The sequence below is a fragment of the Streptomyces sp. NPDC001744 genome, assembly GCF_042892575.1.
Taxonomy (GTDB): domain Bacteria; phylum Actinomycetota; class Actinomycetes; order Streptomycetales; family Streptomycetaceae; genus Streptomyces.
Window position 1 is genome coordinate 116,529 of sequence record NZ_JBIAUG010000021.1, and the last position, 23,601, is coordinate 140,129.

Consider the following 23,601-nt stretch of genomic DNA (forward strand, 5'->3'; position numbering starts at 1 on the left):
GAGGGCACCGCGCCATGACCAGCCGATCCGCAGACCCGGCGACGGGGGCCGTCCGGCGCGACGCCCGGGAGAAGGTGACGGGCGAGGCCCGCTACGCCGTCGACCGGACCCCGCCCGGCTGTCTCCACGCCTGTCCCGTACCCGCCACCGTGCCGCGCGGACGGGTCACCGCCGTGCGGGCCGACGAGGTCCTGCGGCGTCCGGGCGTGCACGCCGTGCTCACCCACGAGAACGCGCCCCGCCTGGGCGAGTGCGACGACCCGACGCTCCTCCTGCTCCAGGACGACAGGGTCCCGCACCGGGGCTGGTACGTCGCCGTCGTGGTCGCCGACACCCCGGAGAACGCGCGCGCGGCCGCCGAGGCGCTGGAGGTCGAGTACGCCGTCGAGGACCACGACGTCCTGCTCCGCGCCGACCACCCGCGCCTCTACACCCCCGAGAAGGCCAACGGGGGCTTCCCGGCCGTGCGGGAGCGCGGCGATTTCGAGGGGGCCTTCGCGGCCTCCGCCGTACGGATCGACGCGACGTACTCCCTGTCCGCCCTGCACAACCACCCGATGGAGCCCCACGCCTCCACCGCCCGGTGGGAGGGGGACCGGCTGACCGTGCACGACTCCAGCCAGGGCGCGACGACGGTGCGGAACGTCCTGGCGGGCCTGTTCGGGCTGCCGCCGGAGCGGATCACGGTCGTCTCCGCCTTCGTCGGCGGCGGCTTCGGCTCGAAGGGCACGCCCCGGCCCCCGGCGGTCCTCGCGTCGATGGCCGCCCGGCACACCGGCCGCCCGGTCCGGCTCGTCCTGCCGCGCCGCGAGCTCGCGGCGGTCGTGGGCCACCGCGCGCCCACCATCCAGCGCCTCCGGATCGGCGCGTCCGGGGAGGGGGTGATCACCGCCCTCTCCCACGAGGTCGTCACCCAGACGTCCACGGTGAAGGAGTTCGTCGAGCAGGCCGCCGTCCCGGCCCGCACCATGTACACCTCTCCCCACAGCTTCACCGGCCACCGGGTGGTGGCCCTGGACGTGCCGTCCCCGTCGTGGATGCGCGCGCCGGGCGAGGCGTCCGGCATGTACGCCCTGGAAGCCGCCATGGACGAGCTGGCGGAGGCAGCGGGCGTCGATCCGGTGGAGCTGCGGCTGCGCAACGACCCCGACGAGGAGCCCGACAGCGGCAAGCCGTTCAGCAGCAGGGGCCTCGCCGCGTGCCTGCGGGAGGGCGCCCGGCGCTTCGGCTGGGAGGGCCGCGACCCCCGTCCCGGCGTCCGCCGCGAAGGGGACCTGCTGTGGGGCACGGGCGTGGCCTCGGCCACCTACCCCGTGATGCTGAGCCCGTCGAAGGCGTCGGCGCACGCCGGACCGGACGGCCGTTACACGGTACGGGTCGACGCCACCGACATCGGCACGGGGGCGCGCACGGTCCTGGCCGGGATCGCCGCCGAAGCCCTGGACGTCCCGCTCGACGCCGTGCGCGTGGAACTCGGCGACAGCGACCTGCCCGACGCCCCCGTCGCGGGCGGTTCCTCCGGTACGGGCTCCTGGGGCTGGGCCGTGCACAAGGCGTGCACGGCCCTGCGCGAAGAACTGGCCGGGCGCTCCGGTCCGCTGCCGCCCGGGGGCGTGACCGCCGAGGCGGACACCGGGGAGGAGACGGGACGGGAGTCCCCGTACGCCCGCCACGCCTTCGGCGCGCACTTCGCGGAGGTCCGCGTCGACACGGTCACCGGCGAGGTCCGGGTGCACCGGATGCTCGGCGTCTTCGCGGCGGGCCGGATCCTCAGCCCCCGCACCGCCCGCTCGCAGTTCATCGGCGGCATGACGATGGGGCTCGGCATGGCGCTGACCGAGCACAGCACCATGGACGCCGTCTTCGGCGACTACACCGAACGCGACCTGGCCTCGTACCACGTCCCCGCCTGCGCCGACGTGCCCGCGATCGAGGCGCACTGGGTGGACGAGCACGACCCCCACCTCAACCCGATGGGCAGCAAGGGCATCGGGGAGATCGGGATCGTCGGCACGGCCGCGGCGATCGCCAACGCCGTCCACCACGCGACGGGCGTGCGCCTGCGCGACCTGCCCCTGACCCCGGACCGGATCCTTCCCCTGCTGACGCGCTAGTCGTGGCCGCCCAGGAAGTGGAACGTGGGGCGGGGGTACATGAGGAAGTCGTGGTGGGAGATGTTCCAGGCGTAGGCGCCCGCCAGGGCGAAGGCCACCCGGTCGCCCGCGCGCAGGCCCGGCGCGGGGACCCGGCGGGCCAGGAGGTCCTTGGGAGTGCAGAGCTGGCCGGTGAGGTTGACCAGGGGCCGGCCCGCGGACGGGCGGGGCCACGGGTGCGGCCAGGTCTCCACCGGGAGGACGGAACAGGGCTGGTCGTGGCCCTTGGTGGCGGGGGTGCGCAGGTGGTGGGTGCCGCCGCGGACGACCGCGAAGGTCTCGCCGTGGCTGTCCTTGACGTCCAGGACCTCGGTGGCGTACCAGCCGCAGTACGCGGTCAGGGCCCGCCCCGGTTCGATCCGTACGGTCAGGCCGGGGTGGGCGGCGGTGAGGCGCGCCAGGCCGGCGCCGTACGCCGTCCAGTCGAAGCGGCTGCCGGGGGCCGTGTAGTCGACGTTCATGCCGCCGCCCACGTTGACCTCGGCCAGGCGGAAGCGGTGGCGGGCGGCGAGGCCGGCGGACCAGGTGACGACGGATTCCGCCGCCGCCAGGAGGTCCGGGGCCTCCAGGCCGCTGGCCAGGTGGGCGTGGACGCCCCGCAGTTCGAGGTGCGGATACCGGCCGTCCACGAGGAGGCGGACCGCCGTGTCCGCGTCCGCCGGATCGAGGCCGAACGGGGTCGGGCGGCCGCCCATCGTCAGTGAGCTGCCCGCCAGCGAGGCGTTCGCCAGGGGCAGGTTGAAGCGGAGGAGGACGGGGACGCGGGCCCCGGGGGCGAGCCCGGCCGAAAGGGTCCCCAGCACGGCCAGGTCGTGGAGGCTCTCCACGTGGAAGCGGGAGACGCCCCGGCCGAGGGCCTCCGCCAGTTCGGCCGGGGTCTTGCCGGGGCCGCCGAAGGCGAGCGGCCGGCCCGGGACGGCCTTGGCGACGTGGGCGAGTTCGCCGCCCGAGGAGACCTCGTAGCCGTCGGTGTACGGGCCGAGCGCGGCCAGGACCTCCGGCTCGGGGTTGGCCTTCGCCGCGTAGTACAGCTCGACGTTCGCGGGGAGGGCCGCCCGCACCGATGCCGCGTGTTCGCGCAGGGCGGCCAGGTCGTAGACGTAGGCCGGGAGTTCGGTGGGGTCCAGCGAGAGGACGCGGTCGGTCACCGTCGCGGTGGGGGCGGTCATCGGGCTTCGCTCCAGGTGTTCTCGTCGTGGGCCGCTTCCGTCAGGACGGCCTCGGCGAAGGGGGAGGCGAGACGGACGTAACCGGCCTCGCGGTCGGCCTTGCGCTCCCAGCGGGTGAGCAGGTTGGCCTTGGCCGGCAGCGGTACGCCGGCCAGCAGGGCGGCGAGCCGGGGCGGGCATCCGTGCAGGTCGGCGTAGGTCCGCAGGGTGGCGCGGACCTGGGCCCACAGCGCGGCCTCGGACTGCGGGTGCAGGTCCGCGAGCGCGGCGAGCATCTCGGCGACGTGGTTGACCAGCAGGCAGTAGACGACCCGGTCCCAGCCGCGCTCGGCGTCGTACGTCATGGGGCCGGCGACGTCGGCGGGCAGCGGGGCGAGGGTGGCGGCGTGCCGCTCGGGCAGGAGCTTCGTGCCTTCGAGGTCGCGGAAGAGGACCTGGGCCGGCATGCCGTCGTCGTCGACGCAGACGACGACGTTCTGGAGGTGGGGTTCCAGGACGAGGCCGTGGTCGAAGTAGGCGGCCAGGACCGGCGGGACGAGCAGCTTGAGGTACGCCGCCCACCAGTCGAGCGCGGCCCCCGGGCCGGCTCCCCGCAGGAGGCGGGAGATGTGACCGGGGCCGGTCGGGTACTCGTCGGCGACGGCGCCGGCGAGCAGCGGGGTGGTCCCCGGCAGGAGCTGCCGGGACAGGCCCTCGCGGACGATCACGCCGAAGCCTTCGAGCAGGGCGCGGTCGGGCGTCCCGTCGGGGCCAGGCAGGGCGAGGCTGCGGTAGGCGGGCTCGCGGAGCATGCCGCTGCCGGGGAAGCGGGCCGCCAGGTCGGTCAGGGCGGGCTCCAGGAGCCGGGTCAGCGCGACGGCACCGGTCAGCTCGTAACGGGAGTTCTTGCGCAGGCAGTTGGTGATGCGGACGTTGAGGCTGAACTTCAGGAACGTCTCGCCGTCGTAGAGGGTGCGCACGGACGCCGTGGCGGCGAAGGGCCGGGTGCCCGGCCCGAGGTCCAGGATGTCGCCGCGGTCGAACGCGGCCCGCAGTCCGGGGTGGTCGCGGAGCATCGCGTACTGCCACGGGTGCGCGGGCAGCAGGCGGTAGCCGTCCGGGAGACCGGGGTGCAGCCGGTCCAGCGGTTCGGTGGCGCTCTCCTCGACGCGCTCCTCGGCGATCAGCCCGGCACGGACCGCGAGGTGGCGCAGCGGGAAGACGGCGCCCGCCTCGGGCGCGTACGACGACCAGGAGGAGGCGTCGCCGCTGCGCGCCTTGGGGGTCGGGTGGAAGCGGTGGCCGAAGAGGAGCGACTGCTCGGACGCGAGGTAGGTCGCGAGGCCGTCCTCACCGGTGAACGGGTGCCGCTCCGTGCCGCGGGCGGCCAGCGCGGCGGCGACGGCCTCGTGACCGGAGGCGACCTGTCCCAGGAACTCGTCGTTCTGTACGCCCGTGCGCAGTGACAGCTCCTCCCGGGTGTGCTCGGCGAGGCGCCGCCAGTCGATCCGCTTCCACGCGTCGCCGTCCTGTTCGAGGACGGGGCCGGTGAACCGGTGGGCGCCCAGGAGGGAGGTGCGGCGCAGGGCGATCCGCAGCAGCACGCCGCGCCGGGGCAGGCGCAGCAGCAGGTGGCCGTCGGTGACGGCGCTCTGGTGCTCGGGTCCGGACACTTCGCGCAGCAGGCAGTTGAGGAGGGTGTGCGCGACGACGTCGTCGGCGCTCGGCAGGTCAGGGGCGCCGGCCCGTCCGGCGGACACGGGAGCGGGGGCGAGCGACTTGTTCAGCGGGGGCATCAACGGCTCCAGCGGGTGCGGATCGAACGGAGGGTGCGGGGCAGGGCGAGGCCGCACACGGCGCCCAGCGCCACGACACCACCGGTCAGGACGGGTGCGGCCGGGCCGTAGCGGGCGGTGCCCACGGCGGCGGCGACTCCCGCGACGACGGCGCCCGCCTTGGAGAAGAACTCCAGCGAGCCGAACAGCCCGCCGGAGGCGCGTCCTTCGGCGCACTCGGCCGCGAGCACGGACAGGCACACGAGTCCGAGGGTCAGGCCCGCGCCGAGGAGCAGCCGTACGGCGGTCAGGGTGACCAGGCTGCCGGCCACGCCGTGCCCGGCGAGGCCGAGCGCGATGCAGGCGAAGCCCAGGGCGATGCCCGTCCGGGGGCGGCGGTGGAAGGCGGCGTGCACGGCCATGGCCGTCAGCAGGTAGCACAGGTGCGGAAGGGCGAAGAAGAGGCCCGAGACGGCCGGGGAGGTGCCGGGTACGCGGTCCTCGACGAGCCGGATCAGGTAGGGGAAGGAGATGACGGTGGAGAAGACGAAGGCGAACTCCAGGGCGTACAGGGCCCGGAGGCGGGAGACCGGCGACGGCGTTCCCGGGCCCGCCGGCTCCGTCGCCCCCTCCGGCGTCTTCGCGGTCCCGGCGTCCGGCTCGGTCTCCCGCCCCGCCCCGGTGGCCCGGTCGGCCGGGGGCCTCGCCGCGCGCGACTCCGGCAGCGCCGCGATCAGCACCGCCGCCGCGAGCGGCAGGACGGCGAACAGCACGTACTGGCGGTGGGGCGACACCCAGGGCGACAGCGAGCCGACCACCACCGGGGCGAAGACCAGCGCCGCCCGGGCCGCGCCCTGCATCAGGGTGAGCGCCTTGGACAGCTCCGGACCCTCGAGGGCGGCGCCCAGGTAGCCGTTGGAGGCGGCGAACGTGCCACCGAGGATGCCCTGGAGGACCAGGGCGACGGTGAAGGCGGCGAGGGAGTCGGCCCACCCGGCGAGCAGGAACGACAGGGCCAGTCCGAGCTGGGCGCGCAGCAGCAGGCGCTTGCGCCCGAACCGGTCGGCGAGCCGTCCCCACAGCGGGGCACCGACGGCGGCGAAGATCGTGGGGACGATGTACAGCACGCCTGCCCAGCGGGCGGTGGGGTCCCCGAGCCCGGGGAGGATCTCCGTGAGGTACGGGGGGAGGCCGAGCGCGGCGAAGGACGCCACGAAGTAGGTTCCGGCGACGGCGTGGACCTGCCGCCGCCCCAGCGTGGGACGTGAGGAGGGGGCGGGCGGGTTCCCCGACGGACCGGCCGGGCCTACCTGACCCACCGGGCCCACCGGGCCCACCGGGCCCACCGAGTCGACCGGTCCGACCGGACCGACCGGACCGATCGGGTCGGACCCGGTCCGCGGCTCCGGGGCCGCGGACCCCCTCGTCCCGGCGGCTGTCGCGCTCATCGCGGGTCCCCCGCCCGACGGCGCAGGTAGTTGGGGCCCGTCGTGTAGTGCGTGTTGATGTCCGAGGCGCCGGACCGCTCCTTGGTGAGGAGGGTCCCCGCGGTGACCATGGCCTTGACCGGCAGCTCGCCGGCCTCCAGCACCCGTTCCCGCAGCACCGCCCCGGGCTGCCCGGGGCCGGTCCCGAGACGCTCGGCGCACTCCGCGATCCGTTCGCGTACGAGGTCCAGCAGGGTCTCGCGCGGGGCGCGGCCGTGCGCGGCCAGGCCGAAGGCGTACGCGCCCACGCACAGGTGGAGGGTGATGGTGACGAACATGTCGGCGACGGCCCGGTAGTCCTCGCCGAACATCCGCGGGTCCCGGAAGCCGGAGACCAGCTCGTCCGCCTCGGGTCCCAGGGTTCGGCGCAGCCGCGGCAGGTTCAGGCGGGGACCGTCGTCGTCCTTGAACAGCAGCCGCAGTCGCGTACGGCCGTCCTCCGGGGCCCGGTCGAACACCAGCGAGACGTTCTGCTGATGGGACTCGAGGGCGATGCCGTGGTCGAAGAGGGCGGCCTGCCAGTCGAGGAGCAGGGTGGTGCAGGCGTCGAACAGGGCCACCGGGTCGCCGCCGTAGAAGCGGTCGGCGAGGTGGTCGACGAGGAGGCGGCCGCCCGGTGCGGTGCTGAGGAGCGCGGCCATCGGCAGGACGACGGCCCGGTCGAGGCCGGCCGGGTAGCGGCGGCACAGGACGGCGAGCAGTTCGTGACCGGCGTGGGCGTACACGGTCTCGTCCGCGTGCAGGATCGTTCCCTTGAACCGGGGCTCGCGGGCGATGACGGCTTCGACGAGCCGCTGGCCGGCGGCGCCGTGGTCGAGGGTGACCGGCTTGATGGTCCGGCGGTTGCGCATGCCCAGGGTGGCGGTGACCAGGGGGAGTTTGAGGTGCAGGTCCGGCTCGTCGGCCAGGGCGACCGTGCGCATGGACAGCGTCGGCACGGCTTCCCGGTACGGTTCGCCGGCCAGGACCGCCGTGCCCTCCAGGCCCGCCTCGCGCAGGGCGTCCTCCAGCGGGGCGCCGAGGCTGAGCGGGTGGACCGGGAGCGCGAGATGGGTGCCGTCGAGTTCGGGCAGACCGAGGTCGGCGGGTGACGGCCAGCTCGCGGGCAGCCGGTCGGCGCCGCCGGGGACGGTGACCGCGTCCCGGGGCACGGCGAGCCAGCGCAGCGCGAAGCGGGGGTGGAACTCGGGCGCGTACGCGCGCAGGTGCGCGTCGTCCAGGCCGGAGCGGCCCCGTGCGGTCGGGTAGACCGGGTGGTCGAGGCGGGCCGCGAGGGTGTCGTGGGCGAGGGAGGGCGCGAGGCCCGTCCAGTCGGCCGGGTCGGCGCCGTAGCGGGCGGTCAGCACGTGGCCGACCTCGTCGGCGGTGCGGTCGTGCAGCCGCATCGTGGCCAGGGTCTGGCGGCACTCCTCGGCGAAGGACACGAATCCGGGCAGGTCGAGGGGGTCGGCGAGCGCGGTCAGCGCGCCGAGGACCGCGTCGCAGCCGGTGAGTTCGGCCCCGCCGGGCTCACTGACCAGCAGCGGGCGGCGGGCGGCGTACTCGCCCTGGAATCCGTCCTCGCCGACGGGCAGCAGCAGGGCCGCGTCCGGTTCCGTACCGGTGGGCAGCCGCAGCCAGCGGCCGTCCTCGCGCTCGACGGTGGTCGAGCGGGTGCGCAGGCCGACGACGTCCTCGCGGAGGAAGGCGCTCAGCACTCGCAGCAGCAGGGCCTCTTCGGCGCCGCCGGCCGGACCGGCGGTGGCGGGCGGGGCCGCGATCGGCGTCGGGGTCGGGGTCGGGCTCACGGAGTGATCTCCCAGGTCTGGGCGGCGAGGAAGTCGGCGACGACGCGGTCGACGCTCGCCAGGTCGGTGCCGATGGCGCGGACGACGCCGAGGAAGTCGCGGTTGGTGTGGTAGAGCTCGTGGCGTTCGCCGACGGAGCGCACCGGCCGGTACGACAACCGCACGCCGTCCACCTCCCGGTCCGTGGCGCCGGGGGCGGCCGTGAGGGTTCCGGCGCGGTCGGCGCACGGGGTGTGGATGCGGGCCGCGCCGTCGCGGCGCGCGTCCAGCTCGGCGGGGAGGGGTTCGCCGAGGTGGGTGCGCAGGACGAGTTCGAAGAGCGGGATGCCGAGGAGCTGTTCGAGGAGCTGGTCGCTCTGGTCGCCGATGGCGCGGTAGTTGACCTCGATGATGCGGGCACGGCCCTCGTGCACCACGAACTCGGTGTGGCAGATGCCGAATCCGACGCCCAGGGCGTCGAGCTGCGCGAGGATCTGCGCGGCGACCGGCTCGGGGTGGGCCGGGACGAAGGCCGAGCGCTCCTCCACGAAGTACGGCGGGGCGGAGAGCTGGGTGTGGAAGCCGCCCAGGACGTGCCGGACCGTGCCGTCGCCGAGCGTCTCCATCGTGAACAGCTCGCCGGCGAGGTACTCCTCGACGACCAGGGCCGCGCCGGGGCGCCGGTCCCGGATCTCCTTGCAGCGCAGGACCAGGTCCTCGGGCCCGTCGACGAGGACGACGTCCTCGCTGGCGACGCCCTCGCGCGGTTTGACCACGCAGGGATGGGGCGCGGCGGCCGCGACGGCGGCCGGGTCGGCGTCGGCGGCGAGTTCGGCGGACCACACGGCGTCGAGGCCGGCGGCGGCGAGGTGGCGGCGCATCTGCGCCTTGTCCTTGACGCGCAGCGCGGTCCGCCAGCTCTTGCCGGGCAGGCCGAAGTACTCGGCGGCCAGGGCGGCCTGCGTCTGTATGTGGTCGCTGTTGGTGAACACGGCGTCGGGCGCGTGGTGGGTGGAGATGCGGGAGATGACGGCGCGGAAGTCACGGACGTCGCACTCCAGGATCTCGACCTCCTCGGCGTAGCGGCCCCGGTGGGCGTCCGGCTGGTCGGTGAGCATCGTGACGTCGAGGCCGAGCCGGGCGGCGGCGGGCAGGAAGCCGTCGGTGACCGAGTCGGTGGGGTTGAGAGCGAGCAGGTACAACCGCATGGGCGGCGACGCCTTCCGATGTCGTGGGAGGGGTGGGCCGTCCCGGTCACGGGAGGGGCGGCCCATCCGGCGGCTTGATCCAGGCACCGGCGGGAGCAGTTTAGGTTAGGCAATCCTAAGTTTCAACCCACTGTCGAGGGTCGCGACTTGACGGGATTGATCACGGGCACCCTTGAACATAAGGTAAGCCTTACCTGTGTTTACTGTTCCTGGCGCACTCCGCGCCGCCCCGCTCGTGAAGGAACGTCCATGACGACCTCCCTGGCCATCCCGGTGACCCCCGCCGCCGCGGACCGGGGCACGCTCGCCCCGGGCTACCGGAACCTCGTCGCCCTGTGCGAGGCGCTGGACGTGCGGGTCGCCGGCCCGGGAGCGGCGGACGCGGCGCACGGCGCGCCGGAGGCCGGAGCGTGGGTGACGGGTGCGGAGCTGGTGGAGCGTCCGGAGGCCCTGTCGGCCTTCGTCGCCGCCGAGTCCGCGCGCATCCGGCAGCGGCACGGGCTCACCCCCCGTCCGGACGTCGCGGCCTCCCGCGCGCTCCACGACTACCTCTGGTCCGTCAGCCTGCTGATGAGCGGCGTCTGGTACCTGGAGCGGCGCGTCCCGCGCATCCGCCCGGCGGAGATCCGGCTCGACCTCTCGACGGGGGTGTACGAGGTGACTCCGGGCTCCGCGTTCGCCTGCCTGCCGGACGATCCCGCGGCCGGAGAGGCGCCGACGCCCGGCGTGCGGGCAGTCGGCCGGGAGGCGCTGCGCGCGGAGTTGCGGGCCGCAGTCGCCGACCACGTGGGTCCGCTCCTGACCGCGATCGCTCCGCACGTCCGGCGCGGCCCGCGCGCCCTGTGGGGCATGGCCGGGGACGACCTGCTCTCCGGCGTCTGGTACCTCGGACGCGTGCTCGGCCAGGAGGACCGGGCCGTGAACGCCGCCACCGAGCTGCTCCCGACGGCCGTCGCGCCGTTCCCCGCGGGCGCGGACTTCCGCCGGCTGGCGGGCCGCGACGGGCGACGGTACCCGACCCGCACGCGGACCGGCTGCTGCCTGTACTACGCGCTCGACGCCGCCCGCCCGTGCGGCACGTGCCCGCGCACGGGCGACGCGGAGCGGGTCCGGCGGCTCGACGGCGAAGCCTGACCGCGCGTCCGTACGGCGGGAACCGCCCCGGGCCGGCACGACGACGCGGGCCGGCACCGGGAGATCCCGGTGCCGGCCCGCGTCGTCGGCTTCACGACCTCACGGCCTCACGACCGCCGCGGGCGGGGTCGACCGCGGCGGACCGCAGGTCACTTGGCGGGGTCGACCTTGAACATCTTCGCCATGTCGTCGAGCATCATGTCGGCGCCCTGGAGCGAGACCGAGGTCATCCAGACCGAGTCCTCCACCTCGTGGACGTTGCCCTTCTTCACCGCGTTCAGGCGCTGCCACAGCGGGTTGGCGAGGAACTTCTTCTTCCGCTCCTCACCGCCCGAGAAGGTCGTCATGAAGATGTGGTCGGCGTCGGCCTGCTGGATCTGCTCCTCGCTGATCTCGATGTTGAACTTCTTCGGGTCCTGCTGGTTCGCCGGCCGGGCGAGGCCCATGTCGTTCAGGACGATGCCACTGAAGGTCGCGGGCAGGTAGACGCGCGTCGGGCCGTCGAGGAACCGGACCAGGGAGTACGTCTGCTTCGGGTTCTTGGCGTTGATCGCGTCGCCGATCTTCTTGGCGCGCGTCTCGTACGCCGTGAGCTCCGCCTTGGCCTTCGCCTCCTCGCCGAGCGCCGTACCGAGGAAGGTGACGTTCTCCTTCCAGATCGGACCGGTCGTCTTGACGAAGACGGTCGGGGCGATCTTGCTCAGCTGGTCGTACAGGTCCTCGTGACGGACGGTCGCCGAGACGATGAGGTCCGGCTTGAGGGCCGCGATCGCCTCGAGGTTGGGGCTGTCGAGCGGGCCCACGTCCTTGGTGTTCTTGACCGCGTCGCCGAGGTAGGGCGGGAAGCCCTTCTGGTCGCGGTACGAGCCGATGCCGCCGACCAGCGGGGCGTCCAGGGCGATGACGGCCTCGACGAGGCTGTTGTCCAGCGCCACCACGCGCTTGGGCTTGGTCCTGACCTCGGTCTTGCCCTTGTCGTGGGTGATGGTGCGCGGGAATCCGGCATCGGCCGCGGCGGACTTGTCCGGGGCACCGGAAGCCTTGCCGTCCTCACCGCCGCCGCCACAGGCCGCCAGGGAAAGGGCCATCGCCGCCGTGAGGGCGGCAGCGGCGGTCCGGCCGGGCCGGCGGCGCTGAGTGAAGGTGTTCATCGGGTCTCTCCCATGAGCTGACGGTGCAGACGAGCGGCCGACGACGGTGCGGACACCACCGTTCGACGACTTAGGTAAGGCTTACCTCGTAAAAACGCTGTGAGAATAGCGTCCGCCCGGGCCAGAAGCCACCCCGGCCCCCTCCCCCGGTCTCCGACCCACCGGGTCATCACATCGGTGAGGCTTGCCTTACCTTGTGACACGTGACCCTGAAGCCCATCGCCGCGGGGGCGGCCGACACCGCCCGCCCCGCGCCGCCGCCCCGCCCCGCTCCCCGCCGAACCGGCACCCGCGCCGTACTGACGGCCGCGCTCCTCGCCGCCGTCCTCGCGGCCGTCTGCGCCTCCCTCGCCATCGGCACGAAGGCCGTTCCGCTCTCCGACGTGCTCACCGCGATAACCGGCGGCACGGACGGCGACGCGGTGGTCATCCGGGAACTGCGCATGCCGCGCACCCTCCTGGGGCTGATCGTCGGGCTGTCGCTCGGCGCGGCCGGGGCCGTGGCCCAGGACGTCACGCGCAATCCGCTCGGCGACCCCGGCCTGATCGGCATCAGCGCCGGGGGCGCCTTCGCCGTCGCCCTCGGCATCGGCGCGCTGGGGCTGACGAGCCCGTACCAGTACATCTGGCTCGCCTTCCTGGGTGCCGCGCTCGCCGGTCTGCTCGCGTACGCCGTCGGCGGAACCGGGTACGGCGGCGCCACCCCCGCCAAGCTGGCCCTCGCCGGGGCCGCCGTCACCGTGCTGCTGGACGCGGGCACCAACACCCTCATCCTGCTCGACGTCCGCACCCTCGACCAGTACCGCTTCTGGGCGGTCGGCTCGCTCGCCGGGCGTGACGCCGGACTCGCCCTGAAGCTGCTGCCGTTCGCCGCCGCCGGGCTCCTCCTCGCCGTCGGGCTCAGCGGCCGGCTCAACGCCCTCGCGCTCGGCGACGACCTCGCCAGCAGCCTGGGCACCAAGGTCAGGACGACGCGCGCGCTGGGTGCCGTGGCCGTCATCCTGCTCGCCGGCACGGCCGTCGCGGCGGCCGGCCCCGTCACCTTCATCGGCCTCGTCGTCCCGCACGTCGTGCGGGCCTTCACCGGGCCCGACGCCCGCTGGCTGGTGCCCTGTTCGGCGCTGGGCGGCGCGGCCCTCATGCTGAGCGCGGACGTCGTCGGCCGGATGGCCGCACGCCCCGGCGAACTGGAGGCCGGAGTCGTCACCGCGCTGCTCGGCGCTCCCTTCCTCGCCCTCCTCGTCAAGCGGGGCAAGCTGAAGGAGCACACCCGATGAGCCTGTTGAGGTGGCAGACGGGCCCGATCGGCGTGGCGGTGCGGCCCCGGGTCGCCGTCGCCGTCCTCGCCCTCGTCCTCACCGGTTTCGCGGGGCTCGTCGCCTCCGTCTCCCTCGGTACGTACTCCCTCCCGATCGGCGACGTGCTCGGCGCGGTCCTCGGCTTCGGCGACGGCTCCGCCGACCTGATCGTCCACGAACTCCGGCTGCCGCGCGCGCTCACCGCCCTGTGCGTCGGCGCCGCCTTCGGCCTGGCGGGCGCCGTCTACCAGGCGGTCACGCGCAACTCCCTGGCCAGCCCCGACCTCATCGGCATCGCGGCCGGCTCCGGCGCCGGCGCGGTCACCGCGATCCTGATCGGCGGCGTCACCGCGGCGGGTGCGGGCACCTTCGGCGCCGTGCCTCTCGGCGCCCTCGTGGGCGCCCTGCTCACCTCCGCCGCGATCTACCTGCTGGCCTACCGCGACGGCACCGTCACCGGCTACCGCTTCGTCCTCGTCGGCCTGGCGGCGAACGGCGCGCTCCTCGCCCTGACCCGCTGGATGCTGGCCCGTGCCGACATCGACCAGGCGTCCCGCGCCATGGTCTGGCTCACCGGCAGCCTCAACGGCCGCGGCTACGAACACGTCCAGTGGTCCGGGCTCGCCCTCGTGGTCCTCATGCCGCTCACCCTCGCCCTCGCGCGCCCGTACCAACTCCTGCAGTACGACGACGACACCGCCCGCAGCCTCGGCATCCCGCTGCGGCACTCGCGGATCGCCCTCCTCGTGCTCGCCACCTGCCTCACCGCCCTGGCCACCTCGGCCGCCGGGCCGATCGCCTTCGTCGCGCTCGGCGCGCCGCAGATCGCCCGCCGGCTCGCCGGCACCGCGGGGATCCCGCTGGTGACCAGCGCGCTCACCGGCGCGGTCCTGATGGTCCTCGCGGACCTGGCCGCCCGGACCGTGATCGCCCCGACCGAACTGCCCGTCGGCGTGCTCACCGGCGCCGTGGGCGCCCCGTACCTGCTGCTGCTCCTCGCCCGGGCCAACCGGGCCGGAAAGGGAGGCTGACGATGACCGCCGCCACACCGACCACCCCGTCGAAGGACACCCTCCCCACCGCGCTGCACGGCACCGGCCTCCGCCTGGGATACGGCGACCGGATCGTCGCGGAGGACCTCGACCTGTCGATCCCGGCGGGCCGGGTCACCGCCCTGGTCGGCCCGAACGCCTGCGGCAAGTCCACCGCCCTGCGCGCCCTGGCCCGGCTGCTCAAGCCGGCCGGCGGAACCGTCCTGATGGACGGCGAGGACATCGCCTCCCTCTCCTCCCGGGACTTCGCCCTGCGCCTGGCCCTGCTGCCGCAGACCCCCAGCGCGCCGGACGGCATCACCGTGCGGGACCTGGTCGCCCGCGGCCGCACCCCGCACCAGCGGTGGTGGCGCCAGTGGTCCTCGGCGGACGAGATCGCCGTGGACGCCGCCCTCGCCGCCACCGGCGCCGCCGACCTGGCGAACCGCTCCCTCGACGAACTCTCGGGCGGCCAGCGCCAGCGCGTGTGGATCGCGATGGCCCTCGCCCAGGACACCTCCGTCCTGCTCCTCGACGAGCCCACGACCTACCTGGACCTCGCCCACCAGGTCGACGTCCTGGAACTCGTGGCGGAACTGAACCGCTCCGAGGGCCGCACCGTCGTCATGGTGCTCCACGAACTCAACCTCGCCTGCCGGTACGCCGACCACCTGATCGCCATGCGCGACGGCCGGGTCGTGGCCGCCGGAACGCCCACCGAGATCGTCACCCCGGAGCTGGTGCACGAGGTGTTCGGCCTGCGTGCCGCGGTCATCGCATGCCCGGTCGCCGGTACCCCCCTGGTCATCCCCGAGGGCGGACGCAGGACCTGAATCCGGCCGGCGGGCGCGGTCGCGGGCCCGGCGTGATCCACGCGCGGGCCCGCGACGGCCACCGGGCGCCGGACCGGGGTCCGCGGTCCTGATCGCCCCGGTCCGCCGACGGCCCCCGAAAACGGCCGAGGGGCCGTTTCAGATCTCTCTGAAACGGCCCCTGACCTGCGACTCTTTCGAGTCGGGACGACAGGATTTGAACCTGCGACCCCTTGATCCCCAGGAGTGAGGGTCAAAGGTATTTTCTGGATATAGAGGACTTAATCCGGGCACGAGTTGTGTGTGGAAGCATGCATCGTGCACCACCGCGCGTAGCGTGTGGTCCCCAACTGGTCCCCAGGATCACCGCCCTGGCGGCGAGGCACCCTCTGGCATCTCTGGTCACTGCAGGGTGGATAGGGCGGATTGACCAGCGGACTGTCAGTGCCTGCGCATAGCCTGCCGACATGCCCTCGACTCCCGATGAGCTTCGCCACGTCATGCTCGGTTCCCTCTTCACGCCTGAGGTTCCGCTGGGACCGACCCGGGACATACTCATTGCCTGCCACGTCTCGGCAACAGGCAAGGGCAAGCTCCACGGAAGCCCCGAGTGCCGCACGCTGCGGTCAGCCGCCTCTGTGGACCAGATCGACGTCCCATTCGGCGAAGCTGTGGAACGGCTCTGCGCGAGCTGTCGGTGGCCTCTGCCCACAGACAGCCTCATCCTGCCGCTCGGCGCCGCTGTGAGCGAGGTGGACTCGCTCGCTATCTGGCTCGATCGGGAGTCCAAGGATGAGGAGAACCTAGAGGCTGAGTGTGACGCCGCCATCGCCCTCGCCGCCGGCGAGTACCCGCCCCGCGCCACTGAATCCGGCGACGAGGAGGAGGAAGACGACGAGGCCGGGCGCGACGAGGAATGGGAGCGATACGAGCGTGCCCGCAACTTCCGCTCCCGACGTCACGAGCGCTGGCGTCGGCTGCATTCCTACCTGACACGGAGCAACGAGGCCGTGGCCGAGTACCCCTTCCTCGCTCCCTGGGCCGATGGTCTGCAGAGTCGCCTCGCCACGGTCCTCGATGAGGAACGTCGGGTCTTCGCGGCCCTCGTGCAGCCGATCCGCCTGCTGGAGGCGGCTGCCGTACGTGTACTGCCCGAGCCGCAGTTCTCCACAGATCCCGGCTTTGCCGGGTTGGGGGCGGAGGCGGAGAAGACCTTCCGGCGAGCGTGGTACGAGTGGAGTCAGCGAGCCATCTGGTCATGGCGCCGCCTGGAAGATCAGGACTTCGCGGTCTACACCGTCGTCAGCGACGCCTTCGGGCGTCGCCGTAAAGGGAAGCCCGAGGCCCACGCCGCCTTCAGCCGGTTCACCGCCGACTGGATCCGCCAGGCACGCGAAGAGGCCGGCCGCCCTGCCAGTACGGCATGGCAGCTGGTGGCGGTGAAGGCGCCCGCCCTCGTCCGGACCCATCACAGCGAGCCGGAACGTGACCCCCTGACCTTGTGGGAAGCCGCGGTCATCGCCACCTACCAGGTGGCCTTCAACCGAAAGGCCGGCACCACAGCCCTACTCGTTCCCCACCTAATCGCTGAGCAACTGCTCGCATGCGCCTCCGACGACATGCCGGTCCTGCGCCTGGCTCCCGACGGCAGCGCACTGCCCGCAGAGGTGCTGCTCGAGCAGTGGGACCACGCGGGGCTCACCCTCTCATGACCGCCTTTCCCGTACTCAGTCGAGCCGGGCAGACAGCCAACCGTACGGGCCGACCCACATGGCCGCGACCATCCCGCCACCACATCCACCGCCTCCACGAAGCCCTCCGCAAGCCGCGCTCCCCCGCACCATCCGCCATCAGCACCACGGCGTACGAGCCCCGGCCCTCGCGTGCGGCCACACCGCGACCACCACGCCTCCAGACGCACGAAGGCCACTCTCGCATGGATGAGAGAACGGCCTCCGACCTGCAGTTTCCGCACAGTGGGGAGGACAGGATTTGAACCTGCGACCTTGCCCCCAGCATCCGGCGAAGGCGCGTGACGCACGGCGAGGGGGGCTGCTTATGAAAAGGCGTCTCGCGGTCGGGTCGGTTGGAACCATAGACCGTCGGAACGCTCCTCGCCTCTCGTGCCCTGCCGTGGCAGCCCTCAGGCATCATGATGGCCCAACCACTGCGCCGATCTGCTGAAGAAGCTCCGCAATCCACGCTGGCGATCCGTGCACACCGAGCTCTTCCCAGAATCTGGTTGAGGCGTGGTGAAGGATGGGGAATGCCTTGACGATGCCGACGCCCAAGTAGGTAGCGGTAGACAGCCGCGTTGCCGATTTGGACGCCAGCAGCAGGCTGGACGCAGGTGTAGCCAATCGACCGTCGGCCCCAATTGACCCGGTCGACGGGCTGCGTGGGCAGGTCCGCGCCCGGTGGCAGAATGAAGATCAGGACGCTACGAGGGTACGGGGGTGGAGGGTGTCGGCACGGGCTGACCTGTACACGGAATTGCGGGGACTCCGGGAACGAGCAGAACGCGCTCGGCGCGATCACGGCGAACTGGTCGGCGTCGACTCTCTGGTCTTCGAGGCCGTGGCCCGAAGCCTGCCCGGCGCACGGGACCTCAAGGCGCACCGCATACGCGACTGGGCGCCTCCCCGGTATTCCGACTGCCGCGTTCCCCCACGAAACCGTACGCGCGAGGCGCTCGCCGTGGTTACCGTATGGAAGGCATGGGCGGGCGAAGAGCTGAACGAGGCGGAGTGGCTCGGTCTCCTGGACCGAGCACAGCGCGAGAGCACCGAGGAAGACGCCACTGCCAGGGCGGTTGAGCACACCGCCACGCCGCCGGTGTCCAGATTCAGCACTCCCCCGCCGCCACCGCCAGCGTCCAGGCGCATAGCACCCGCGCCCCCGCCGCGGGCGTCCAGGCGCGACGTCTCGGTTCCTCCACCCCGCCCGTCAACGGAACCAAACGACCCCTTCGGCACTTGGCTGGCCAGGCAGTTGCGACGGGCCGGTCTGACTCAATCAGAGCTGGCTACGGAACTGGGCATAACCAGAGCCGCAGTCAGCGCATGGATCACTGGTCGCGCCGAGCCACGAAGCGACACCCGTCGACACATCGTCAAGTTCCTCGAAGGGATGACGCTTCAGGACCCGGCACCGGCCTTCGCGGAAGGGCGTACCGCTGCGGCGGAGATACGGCAATTGGGCCCTCTAGAGCGGTGGAGGACCGGAGCCGCGGTGCTGATCGGTGTGTCCGACTACACGCACCTGCCCTCCGTACCCTCCATCAAGAACAATCTGTCGGCGCTCACCGAGGTGGCGTTGACGGGGCTCGGGATCCCGCAGGGCAACGTGTACATCGTGGAGAATCCCAAGTCGGCGGCACAGGTGCACGAGGAGATCGACCTCGCCATGGACGCCGCCGATCCTCTTTCCGGCGGGCTGTTCATCTACTACGCGGGGCATGGCTGGACCGATCCCCGGAACGGACGCCTCTTGCTCGGTCTGGTCGACTCGAACCAGCACAAAGCATGGACCGCTATGGAGTTCGACCGGATCCGCGAGCAGGTGGCGGACTCCCCGGTCGGCTCGCGGCTGCTGGTTCTCGACAGTTGCTACAGCGGGGCGGCGCTCGACACCCTGTCCGCAGGCCTAAGCAGTGCCTCACGGATCGAGGGCACGTACGTTATGACGTCCTCCGACGCCACCAACGCGTCACGCGCTCCACGCGGCGACCACTTCACCAGTTTTTCCGGCGAGATCATCCGCTCACTGACCGACGGAATCCAGGGCGGTCCGCCGGTAATCACCGCGGATGTACTTTTCCGTCATGTGCGGGCCAGTTGCCAGCAGCGGGGCTGGCCCGTGCCGTCACGACAAGTCGGGCGGGACGGAGACCACATGGAACTCATGGTCAACAGATGGGGGCAGTCATGACCGAAGTCCAACTCCGCATCGTCACGGAGACCGGTGCGAAGGTTCCGGACGGACTCCGGACCTTCCTCGCCCGGGACGCCGAACTGCGCGGCGTCGGTCGGGCCCGGTGGATCTCGGAGGCACCGAAGGAAGACACGCTCGGGGACGCCCTCGACGTTCTGACACTGGTGGTGAGCAGCACGCTCGCCCTGCCGTCGGCGATCGAGGCGGTCAGACGATGGTGCGGATCCCGTGGTACCACGGAAGGTGTCGACATTCGCCTGGGATCCCAGAGGATCACCGTTACCGGGACGGAGGACCCTGCAGAAATCCGGCGCCTGGCGGACCTGTTGAAGGCGGCGTACCCCGAGAGCACATCGAGGAGCGGGGAGTAGGAAACCCACCTGGTGAGTGGGGTAGCCGGATCCGGTTGACCAACCGAATCGGCCTGAGGGCCAGGTCAATGGACCTGGCCCTCAGGCCGTTGATGGTGGTGTCGGGCTACCGGCCTGGCCGGGTGGGACACCCCGCTTCGACCATCAACCACCCCTCACCACGGCTGTACGAACCGCTGCCCACCAGTCCCGGCCGGCATGGCTGCGACCACATCCCCCGCCTCCTCCACAGGCTCCGCTCCCCCGCACCACCCGCCACCGGTGCCGCGGCGAACCAGCCCCGGCTCAGGGCCCGCGGCCACCACACTCCCGGACACACGAAGTGAACCGTTCCAGATTCAGTAGAGACGTCAGATTGAACCGTCCCAGGTTGGTTGGGCCTCGATCCCCGCAAATGATCGAGTCTCCACCAAACCCGGAACGGTTCGTGCCCACGGTCGCCAGCTTCTGCGTAACGACTTGTACGAGGTGACAGACGACAACCGTGTGTGCCAGCTGACCGACTGACCTGTTCCGAGTACTGCGTCGATTTCGGCTGCACCGCCTACGTGTCCCTGTGGAGGCCACACGCTACGCGTCGACACCTCGTCGCACGATTCGAGCACTGGGGCGTTGTGGCACGACGTTTCCGTCCAGGACAGTCAAGCCGAGATCCGTCGGCGTGCTGGGAATCGCGTGCCGCGTGCATGACTAAATGCGAGAATGCAGCTCATGGCCAGTATGTGCCACGGCTCGAAGCTGGCGCTCCGGCACTGACAAAGCGGGGTAGCCATGGCCCTGGCCATGTGTCCAATGTGCAGTGACGACGAGGACATCGAGGTGGTCCGCCCGCTCGAGGGCGGGGGCCGGCTCGTGAAGCACCGTTGCGGCTTCGCTTGGGAGCACGGGAGCCCATGGTCCCCGAGAGAAACCCACTCCTGCTCGACCTCGCTGGCAAGGGTTTCGCCAACCGACAACACGCCGCCGCGTTCATGTGGTGGGCCAAGGATCAGCTCGGAGGGCGACGGGCAGCTTAGACCGTGTCCTATGTGGTGAGGTGGAGGAGTCGCTTGTGGCAGCAGAGGGCTGCGGCGAGGCCGAGGAAGGCCAGGTAGTTACGGGGATGGCGCTCGTAGCGGTGGTTGAGCCGGCGGTAGCCGGTCAGCCAGGACATGGTCCGCTCGATCACCCACCTGCGGCGCCCGAGTCGCTCGCTGGACTCGATGCCCTTGCGCGCGATGCGGACGCCGATGCGTTTCCCGCGGAGCCATTTCCGCAGCTCGGGAATGTCGTAGGCCTTGTCGGCGTGCAGGCGCTGGGGTTTGAAGTGTCGGCCGCGGTGGGGGTCGTGTCTCGTTTGGTGGCCCGCGATCATGGGCTTCAGAGCCTGGCTGTCGTGGGTGTTGGCGGCCGGGAGGCCGACGACGAGGGGCAGCCCGTTCGCGTCCGACAGGACGTGCATCTTGGAACCCGCCTTGCCCCGGTCCACGGGGCTCGGACCGGTGAGATCGCCCCTTTTTTTCGCCCTCACGTGGGCGGAGTCGAGGACCGCGCGGGACAGGTCGAGCAGGCCGGCGTCGTCGAGGCGATGCAGGATCTCCTCGTGCAGCCGGCCCCACACCCCGGCACGGGACCAGATCAGGAACCGGCGATGGGCTGTCGATTTGGAGACGCCGAAACACGGCGGCAAGGCCCGCCAGGCGCAGCCGCTGACCAGAACATAGATGATCGCGGCGAACAGCGTCTCATCAGGCGTGTCCTGCGTCCCACCGCCCTGCGGCCGCACCTTCGACGGCGGGATCAGCGGCTTCGCGATCTCCCACAACCCGTCCGGAACAATCCAACTCCACGCACCCCTCCCCATGACGAACCCAACGACCGCCTCACCACATAGGACACGGTCTTACTGATCGTTTCAGAATGAGGTTCGGAGTCGTCGCAAGCAGATGATGCTGCAGGCGAGTCGGAGCAGGCCGAGGTGGAGGTCGGCGCGTATCTCGTAGCGGATGCGGAGGCGTTTGAACTGGTGGAGCCAGGCGAAGGTCCGCTCGACGACCCACCTTGTCTTGCCCAGTCCGGAGCCGTGCGGGACGCCGCGTCGGGCGATCTTGGGTGTGATGCCGCGGGCTCGGAGGATGCGCCGGTACTTGTCGTAGTCGTAGCCGCGGTCGGCGAACAGCCGGCCCGGCCGGTGCCTGGGTCTCCCGCGGACTCCGCGGATGCGGGGGATCGCGTCCAGCAGGGGCGTCAGCTGAGTGACGTCGTGCCGGTTTCCGCCGGTAAGCGAGACAGCAAGAGGGGTGCCGTGCCGGTCGACGATCAGATGGTGCTTGCTGCCCGGCCGCGCACGGTCGACCGGCGAAGGTCCGGTGTGAGCCCCCCTTTCAGGGCCCGGATGTGCGAGCCGTCGATCGCGCAGTCCTCCATGTCCAGCAGACCGGCCTTGCGCAGCTCGGCCAGGAGCACTTCGTGCAGGCGGGGCCAGACGCCGGCCTCGGTCCAGTCCCGCAGACGGCGCCAAGCCGTCACCCCGCTGCAGCCGGTCCGCTCGGCGGGCACGTCCCTCCAGCTGACGTTCTTGCGCAGTACGTAAACGATGCCTCGCAGGGCGGCGCGATCGTCCGCGGGCAGGCGTCCGGGATACCGGTGGCGCCGCGGAGGCCGGGGTGGCAGCAGCGGGGTGATGCGTTCCCACAGGTCATCAGGCACAAGATCATCCGGCACCTGCACTACTCTGCCGCCACCAAGCCCGGCCGCCAACCCCTTGCAGCGAACTCATTCTGAAACGATCAGTTAAACGGGTGGCGCGTTAGCCGCCGACAGGTGATCCTGATTCATTGCCCAGATGTAAGGAGTGCTTCGTGGCGATCCGGCCGTTTCAGGAACTACAGGCCGCCGACGAAATGTCGTTGGCCTTCAACCCGTTCGGCCTCGGGGGCCGCATGCGCCCAGAGGATGCCGCCGAGTTCCAGCAGAGTCAGATCGCCGGGATTGTCCTGTCAGACCAAGTCGCCGAGGGGACTCGCCGGTCCTTCGAACGCCTTCGCAACGTCTACGCCTACGGCGTGCTCTCCTATGACATCTACACGCTGGTCAGTGACGCAGCCCTCCTGGCGTTCGAGCAGGCCCTGCGTGACCGTTTCATGGAGTGGTGCGCCGGCACCGTGAACTTCACCGTGTCCGAGCCGGAAGGGGTTGACTCCTTCACCGTCACGTCGTTCGAGGACGTGATTCTCCTGACGAAACGGCTGAGACGACGCAAGGCGCGTCTCATGGTGGACGGAACGCCCATGCCGTTCAATGGAATGCTCGGCGGTCTGCGTCGGTGGGCGCGTACTGCGGGCCTGCTCCGGGGCAGGCGAAGTATCGGCGTCGAGGAGTCATTGGCCGAATTGCGCAACCACGTCGCGCACCCGACACACCACCAGATCGACACTCCCGTCGACGCAGCCCGCACGCTGACCGATCTCGCTGAGTTCGTCAATCAGTTGTGGGGCCAGTCCACAGTCGGGGGTCGGCATTTCCCGGCGCCTCTCCCGCGCGAGATCCTGGCGATGAGCTGGGGCCTGAATGGGCGGGTAGGACTGGAATCAGCAGAGGCGCTGCGCGATCAGCCACGCTTGGATGACGACACTGCGTACGTTCTGATCAGGGCCTTTCGCCGGGACCGAACCGGCCGCCGCGAAGAACCACACTGGATGAACTTCGACAGCCGTTATGAGCTCACCCAGTATCCGGTCGACTACCTCTGGGGCCCCGGCAGCCGGGATGAAGCACTCGCATGGCATGCGGAGCATGACCCTCAGGAGGACGCGATCGACTTCGTCGACCGCGTGTTCCTGCTCCGCGAAGTCGACGGACAAGTTCACCACCCGATGCGACCGGAGGTCGCCGCTGGGTTGCTCAATGAAGAGCGCAACGGCACCTGGCACGCACTGCGAGCGGACTTTCCGAGCGATGCCTTCGTGCATGCTCGCGACCGAAGCGAGGACGGTGCAGGACACACCGTCCGCCCTGGTGACTGCGCTGCGTGCTCCGTTGAGGTCCTCGGCTCAGGCGTCCTCGACCAACTGCTCCGCCTTGCTGGTGTCGCCCCCGAAGACTTACGGCCCATTCGCCCGCCTGCCCTCCGCGGTCCGTTCGTGTTGGGCGTCGCCCGGCACGTCTAGGTCGTGTCCGATGGGTCGCGTGACGCTCCCGCTGGGCACTCGTTCCGTGGGACATGGGGCGGGGAGATCTTTCGGATGAAGAGTGGGCTCGACTGAGCCTTTTTCATCCTGCCCCTGAAGGACTATAAGGCCTGGTCAGCTGGGGTGGTGACGTGACAGAGCCCCCGGTCGTTGGCGGTGTTGATT

17 protein-coding genes and 1 pseudogene are annotated in these 23,601 nt (G+C 71.6%); 10 read left to right on the forward strand and 8 right to left on the reverse strand.

The annotated features are described in order from the left end of the window. The first annotated feature begins 14 nt into the window (after positions 1-14). Positions 15-2,114 (forward strand): xanthine dehydrogenase family protein molybdopterin-binding subunit, encoded by a 2,100-nt coding sequence (locus tag ACFYZY_RS23810; RefSeq protein ID WP_388697518.1) that lies wholly within the window; start codon positions 15-17, stop codon positions 2,112-2,114. On the opposite strand, the gene ACFYZY_RS23815 is transcribed toward ACFYZY_RS23810, so the two are convergent. The 5 genes from ACFYZY_RS23815 to ACFYZY_RS23835 all read right to left on the reverse strand — a co-directional run bounded on the left by ACFYZY_RS23815 (position 2,111) and on the right by ACFYZY_RS23835 (position 9,537). After that, the gene (locus tag ACFYZY_RS23815) at positions 2,111-3,322 is read right to left on the reverse strand and encodes a type III PLP-dependent enzyme (protein ID WP_388697521.1); all 1,212 of its coding nucleotides are present in this window, start codon (positions 3,320-3,322) and stop codon (positions 2,111-2,113) included. The genes ACFYZY_RS23810 and ACFYZY_RS23815 overlap by 4 nt on opposite strands. Further along, a complete protein-coding gene (locus ACFYZY_RS23820) occupies positions 3,319-5,097 on the reverse strand; it encodes an IucA/IucC family protein (protein WP_388697522.1) in 1,779 nt (592 codons plus the stop codon). The genes ACFYZY_RS23815 and ACFYZY_RS23820 overlap by 4 nt, the downstream gene beginning before the upstream one ends. Beyond that, on the reverse strand, positions 5,097-6,290 hold the full coding sequence (locus ACFYZY_RS23825) for an MFS transporter (RefSeq protein ID WP_388697525.1): 1,194 nt from the start codon (positions 6,288-6,290) through the stop codon (positions 5,097-5,099). Before ACFYZY_RS23825 ends, ACFYZY_RS23820 begins: the two co-directional genes overlap by 1 nt. A gap of 230 nt (positions 6,291-6,520) precedes the next feature. Further along, on the reverse strand, positions 6,521-8,323 hold the full coding sequence (locus tag ACFYZY_RS23830; protein ID WP_388697562.1) for an IucA/IucC family protein: 1,803 nt from the start codon (positions 8,321-8,323) through the stop codon (positions 6,521-6,523). A gap of 23 nt (positions 8,324-8,346) precedes the next feature. After that, a complete protein-coding gene (locus ACFYZY_RS23835) occupies positions 8,347-9,537 on the reverse strand; it encodes an acetyl-CoA carboxylase biotin carboxylase subunit family protein (protein WP_388697528.1) in 1,191 nt (396 codons plus the stop codon). Positions 9,538-9,786: 249 nt separating this feature from the next. Here ACFYZY_RS23835 and ACFYZY_RS23840 point away from each other — a divergent pair, with 249 nt between their 5' ends. Next, positions 9,787-10,671, forward strand: coding sequence for an iron-sulfur protein (locus ACFYZY_RS23840; protein WP_388697531.1), 885 nt, complete (start codon positions 9,787-9,789; stop codon positions 10,669-10,671). A 149-nt stretch (positions 10,672-10,820) separates the two neighbouring features. Here the strand turns inward: ACFYZY_RS23840 and ACFYZY_RS23845 are convergent, their stop codons facing one another. Next, complete coding sequence (locus ACFYZY_RS23845; RefSeq protein WP_388697534.1) at positions 10,821-11,822, reverse strand: ABC transporter substrate-binding protein; 1,002 nt, start codon at positions 11,820-11,822, stop codon at positions 10,821-10,823. Between the two features lie 203 nt (positions 11,823-12,025). Between ACFYZY_RS23845 and ACFYZY_RS23850 the strand changes: the two genes are divergently transcribed. The 7 genes and pseudogenes from ACFYZY_RS23850 to ACFYZY_RS23880 all read left to right on the forward strand — a co-directional run bounded on the left by ACFYZY_RS23850 (position 12,026) and on the right by ACFYZY_RS23880 (position 19,267). Continuing rightward, entirely contained in the window at positions 12,026-13,099 is a 1,074-nt protein-coding gene (locus ACFYZY_RS23850) for a FecCD family ABC transporter permease (protein ID WP_388697537.1), read from the forward strand. Further along, positions 13,096-14,151 (forward strand): FecCD family ABC transporter permease, encoded by a 1,056-nt coding sequence (locus ACFYZY_RS23855; RefSeq protein WP_388697539.1) that lies wholly within the window; start codon positions 13,096-13,098, stop codon positions 14,149-14,151. Before ACFYZY_RS23850 ends, ACFYZY_RS23855 begins: the two co-directional genes overlap by 4 nt. Positions 14,152-14,153: 2 nt before the next feature. Further along, the gene (locus ACFYZY_RS23860) at positions 14,154-14,984 is read left to right on the forward strand and encodes an ABC transporter ATP-binding protein (protein ID WP_388697542.1); all 831 of its coding nucleotides are present in this window, start codon (positions 14,154-14,156) and stop codon (positions 14,982-14,984) included. Positions 14,985-15,430: 446 nt separating this feature from the next. Further along, the gene (locus tag ACFYZY_RS23865; RefSeq protein WP_388697544.1) at positions 15,431-16,675 is read left to right on the forward strand and encodes a hypothetical protein; all 1,245 of its coding nucleotides are present in this window, start codon (positions 15,431-15,433) and stop codon (positions 16,673-16,675) included. A 1,123-nt stretch (positions 16,676-17,798) separates the two neighbouring features. Further along, positions 17,799-18,050: pseudogene (locus ACFYZY_RS23870) on the forward strand (helix-turn-helix transcriptional regulator); the annotation flags it as partial. 144 nt (positions 18,051-18,194) lie between these two features. After that, positions 18,195-18,893 (forward strand): caspase family protein, encoded by a 699-nt coding sequence (locus ACFYZY_RS23875; protein WP_345491952.1) that lies wholly within the window; start codon positions 18,195-18,197, stop codon positions 18,891-18,893. Further along, a complete protein-coding gene (locus tag ACFYZY_RS23880) occupies positions 18,890-19,267 on the forward strand; it encodes a hypothetical protein (protein WP_345484367.1) in 378 nt (125 codons plus the stop codon). Before ACFYZY_RS23875 ends, ACFYZY_RS23880 begins: the two co-directional genes overlap by 4 nt. 1,024 nt (positions 19,268-20,291) lie before the next feature. Here the strand turns inward: ACFYZY_RS23880 and ACFYZY_RS23885 are convergent. Both ACFYZY_RS23885 and ACFYZY_RS23890 read right to left on the reverse strand, forming a co-directional pair. Further along, on the reverse strand, positions 20,292-21,110 hold the full coding sequence (locus tag ACFYZY_RS23885; protein ID WP_388697546.1) for an IS5 family transposase: 819 nt from the start codon (positions 21,108-21,110) through the stop codon (positions 20,292-20,294). Between the two features lie 51 nt (positions 21,111-21,161). Then, positions 21,162-21,970 (reverse strand): IS5 family transposase gene (locus tag ACFYZY_RS23890; protein WP_388697549.1). Its coding sequence is split into 2 segments (ribosomal slippage): positions 21,162-21,631 and positions 21,631-21,970, totalling 810 coding nucleotides; the frame shifts between segments, so codons are not numbered across the junction. Between the two features lie 137 nt (positions 21,971-22,107). On the opposite strand from ACFYZY_RS23890, the gene ACFYZY_RS23895 reads away from it, so the two are divergent. Next, positions 22,108-23,415 carry a hypothetical protein gene (locus tag ACFYZY_RS23895; protein WP_388697551.1) on the forward strand — a complete coding sequence of 436 codons (1,308 nt, stop codon included), beginning with the start codon at positions 22,108-22,110 and terminating at the stop codon, positions 23,413-23,415. Positions 23,416-23,601: the final 186 nt, after the last annotated feature.

Bases quoted from the DNA above. Each gene is read 5' to 3' on its own strand.
- ACFYZY_RS23885 (WP_388697546.1), bottom strand. From the start codon at position 21,110: ATGGGGAGGGGTGCGTGGAGTTGGATTGTTCCGGACGGGTTGTGGGAG.
- ACFYZY_RS23840 (WP_388697531.1), top strand. From the start codon at position 9,787: ATGACGACCTCCCTGGCCATCCCGGTGACCCCCGCCGCCGCGGACCGG.
- ACFYZY_RS23820 (WP_388697522.1), bottom strand. From the start codon at position 5,097: ATGCCCCCGCTGAACAAGTCGCTCGCCCCCGCTCCCGTGTCCGCCGGA.
- ACFYZY_RS23855 (WP_388697539.1), top strand. From the start codon at position 13,096: ATGAGCCTGTTGAGGTGGCAGACGGGCCCGATCGGCGTGGCGGTGCGG.
- ACFYZY_RS23815 (WP_388697521.1), bottom strand. From the start codon at position 3,322: ATGACCGCCCCCACCGCGACGGTGACCGACCGCGTCCTCTCGCTGGAC.
- ACFYZY_RS23865 (WP_388697544.1), top strand. From the start codon at position 15,431: ATGCCCTCGACTCCCGATGAGCTTCGCCACGTCATGCTCGGTTCCCTC.
- ACFYZY_RS23860 (WP_388697542.1), top strand. From the start codon at position 14,154: ATGACCGCCGCCACACCGACCACCCCGTCGAAGGACACCCTCCCCACC.
- ACFYZY_RS23810 (WP_388697518.1), top strand. From the start codon at position 15: ATGACCAGCCGATCCGCAGACCCGGCGACGGGGGCCGTCCGGCGCGAC.
- ACFYZY_RS23845 (WP_388697534.1), bottom strand. From the start codon at position 11,822: ATGAACACCTTCACTCAGCGCCGCCGGCCCGGCCGGACCGCCGCTGCC.
- ACFYZY_RS23835 (WP_388697528.1), bottom strand. From the start codon at position 9,537: ATGCGGTTGTACCTGCTCGCTCTCAACCCCACCGACTCGGTCACCGAC.
- ACFYZY_RS23880 (WP_345484367.1), top strand. From the start codon at position 18,890: ATGACCGAAGTCCAACTCCGCATCGTCACGGAGACCGGTGCGAAGGTT.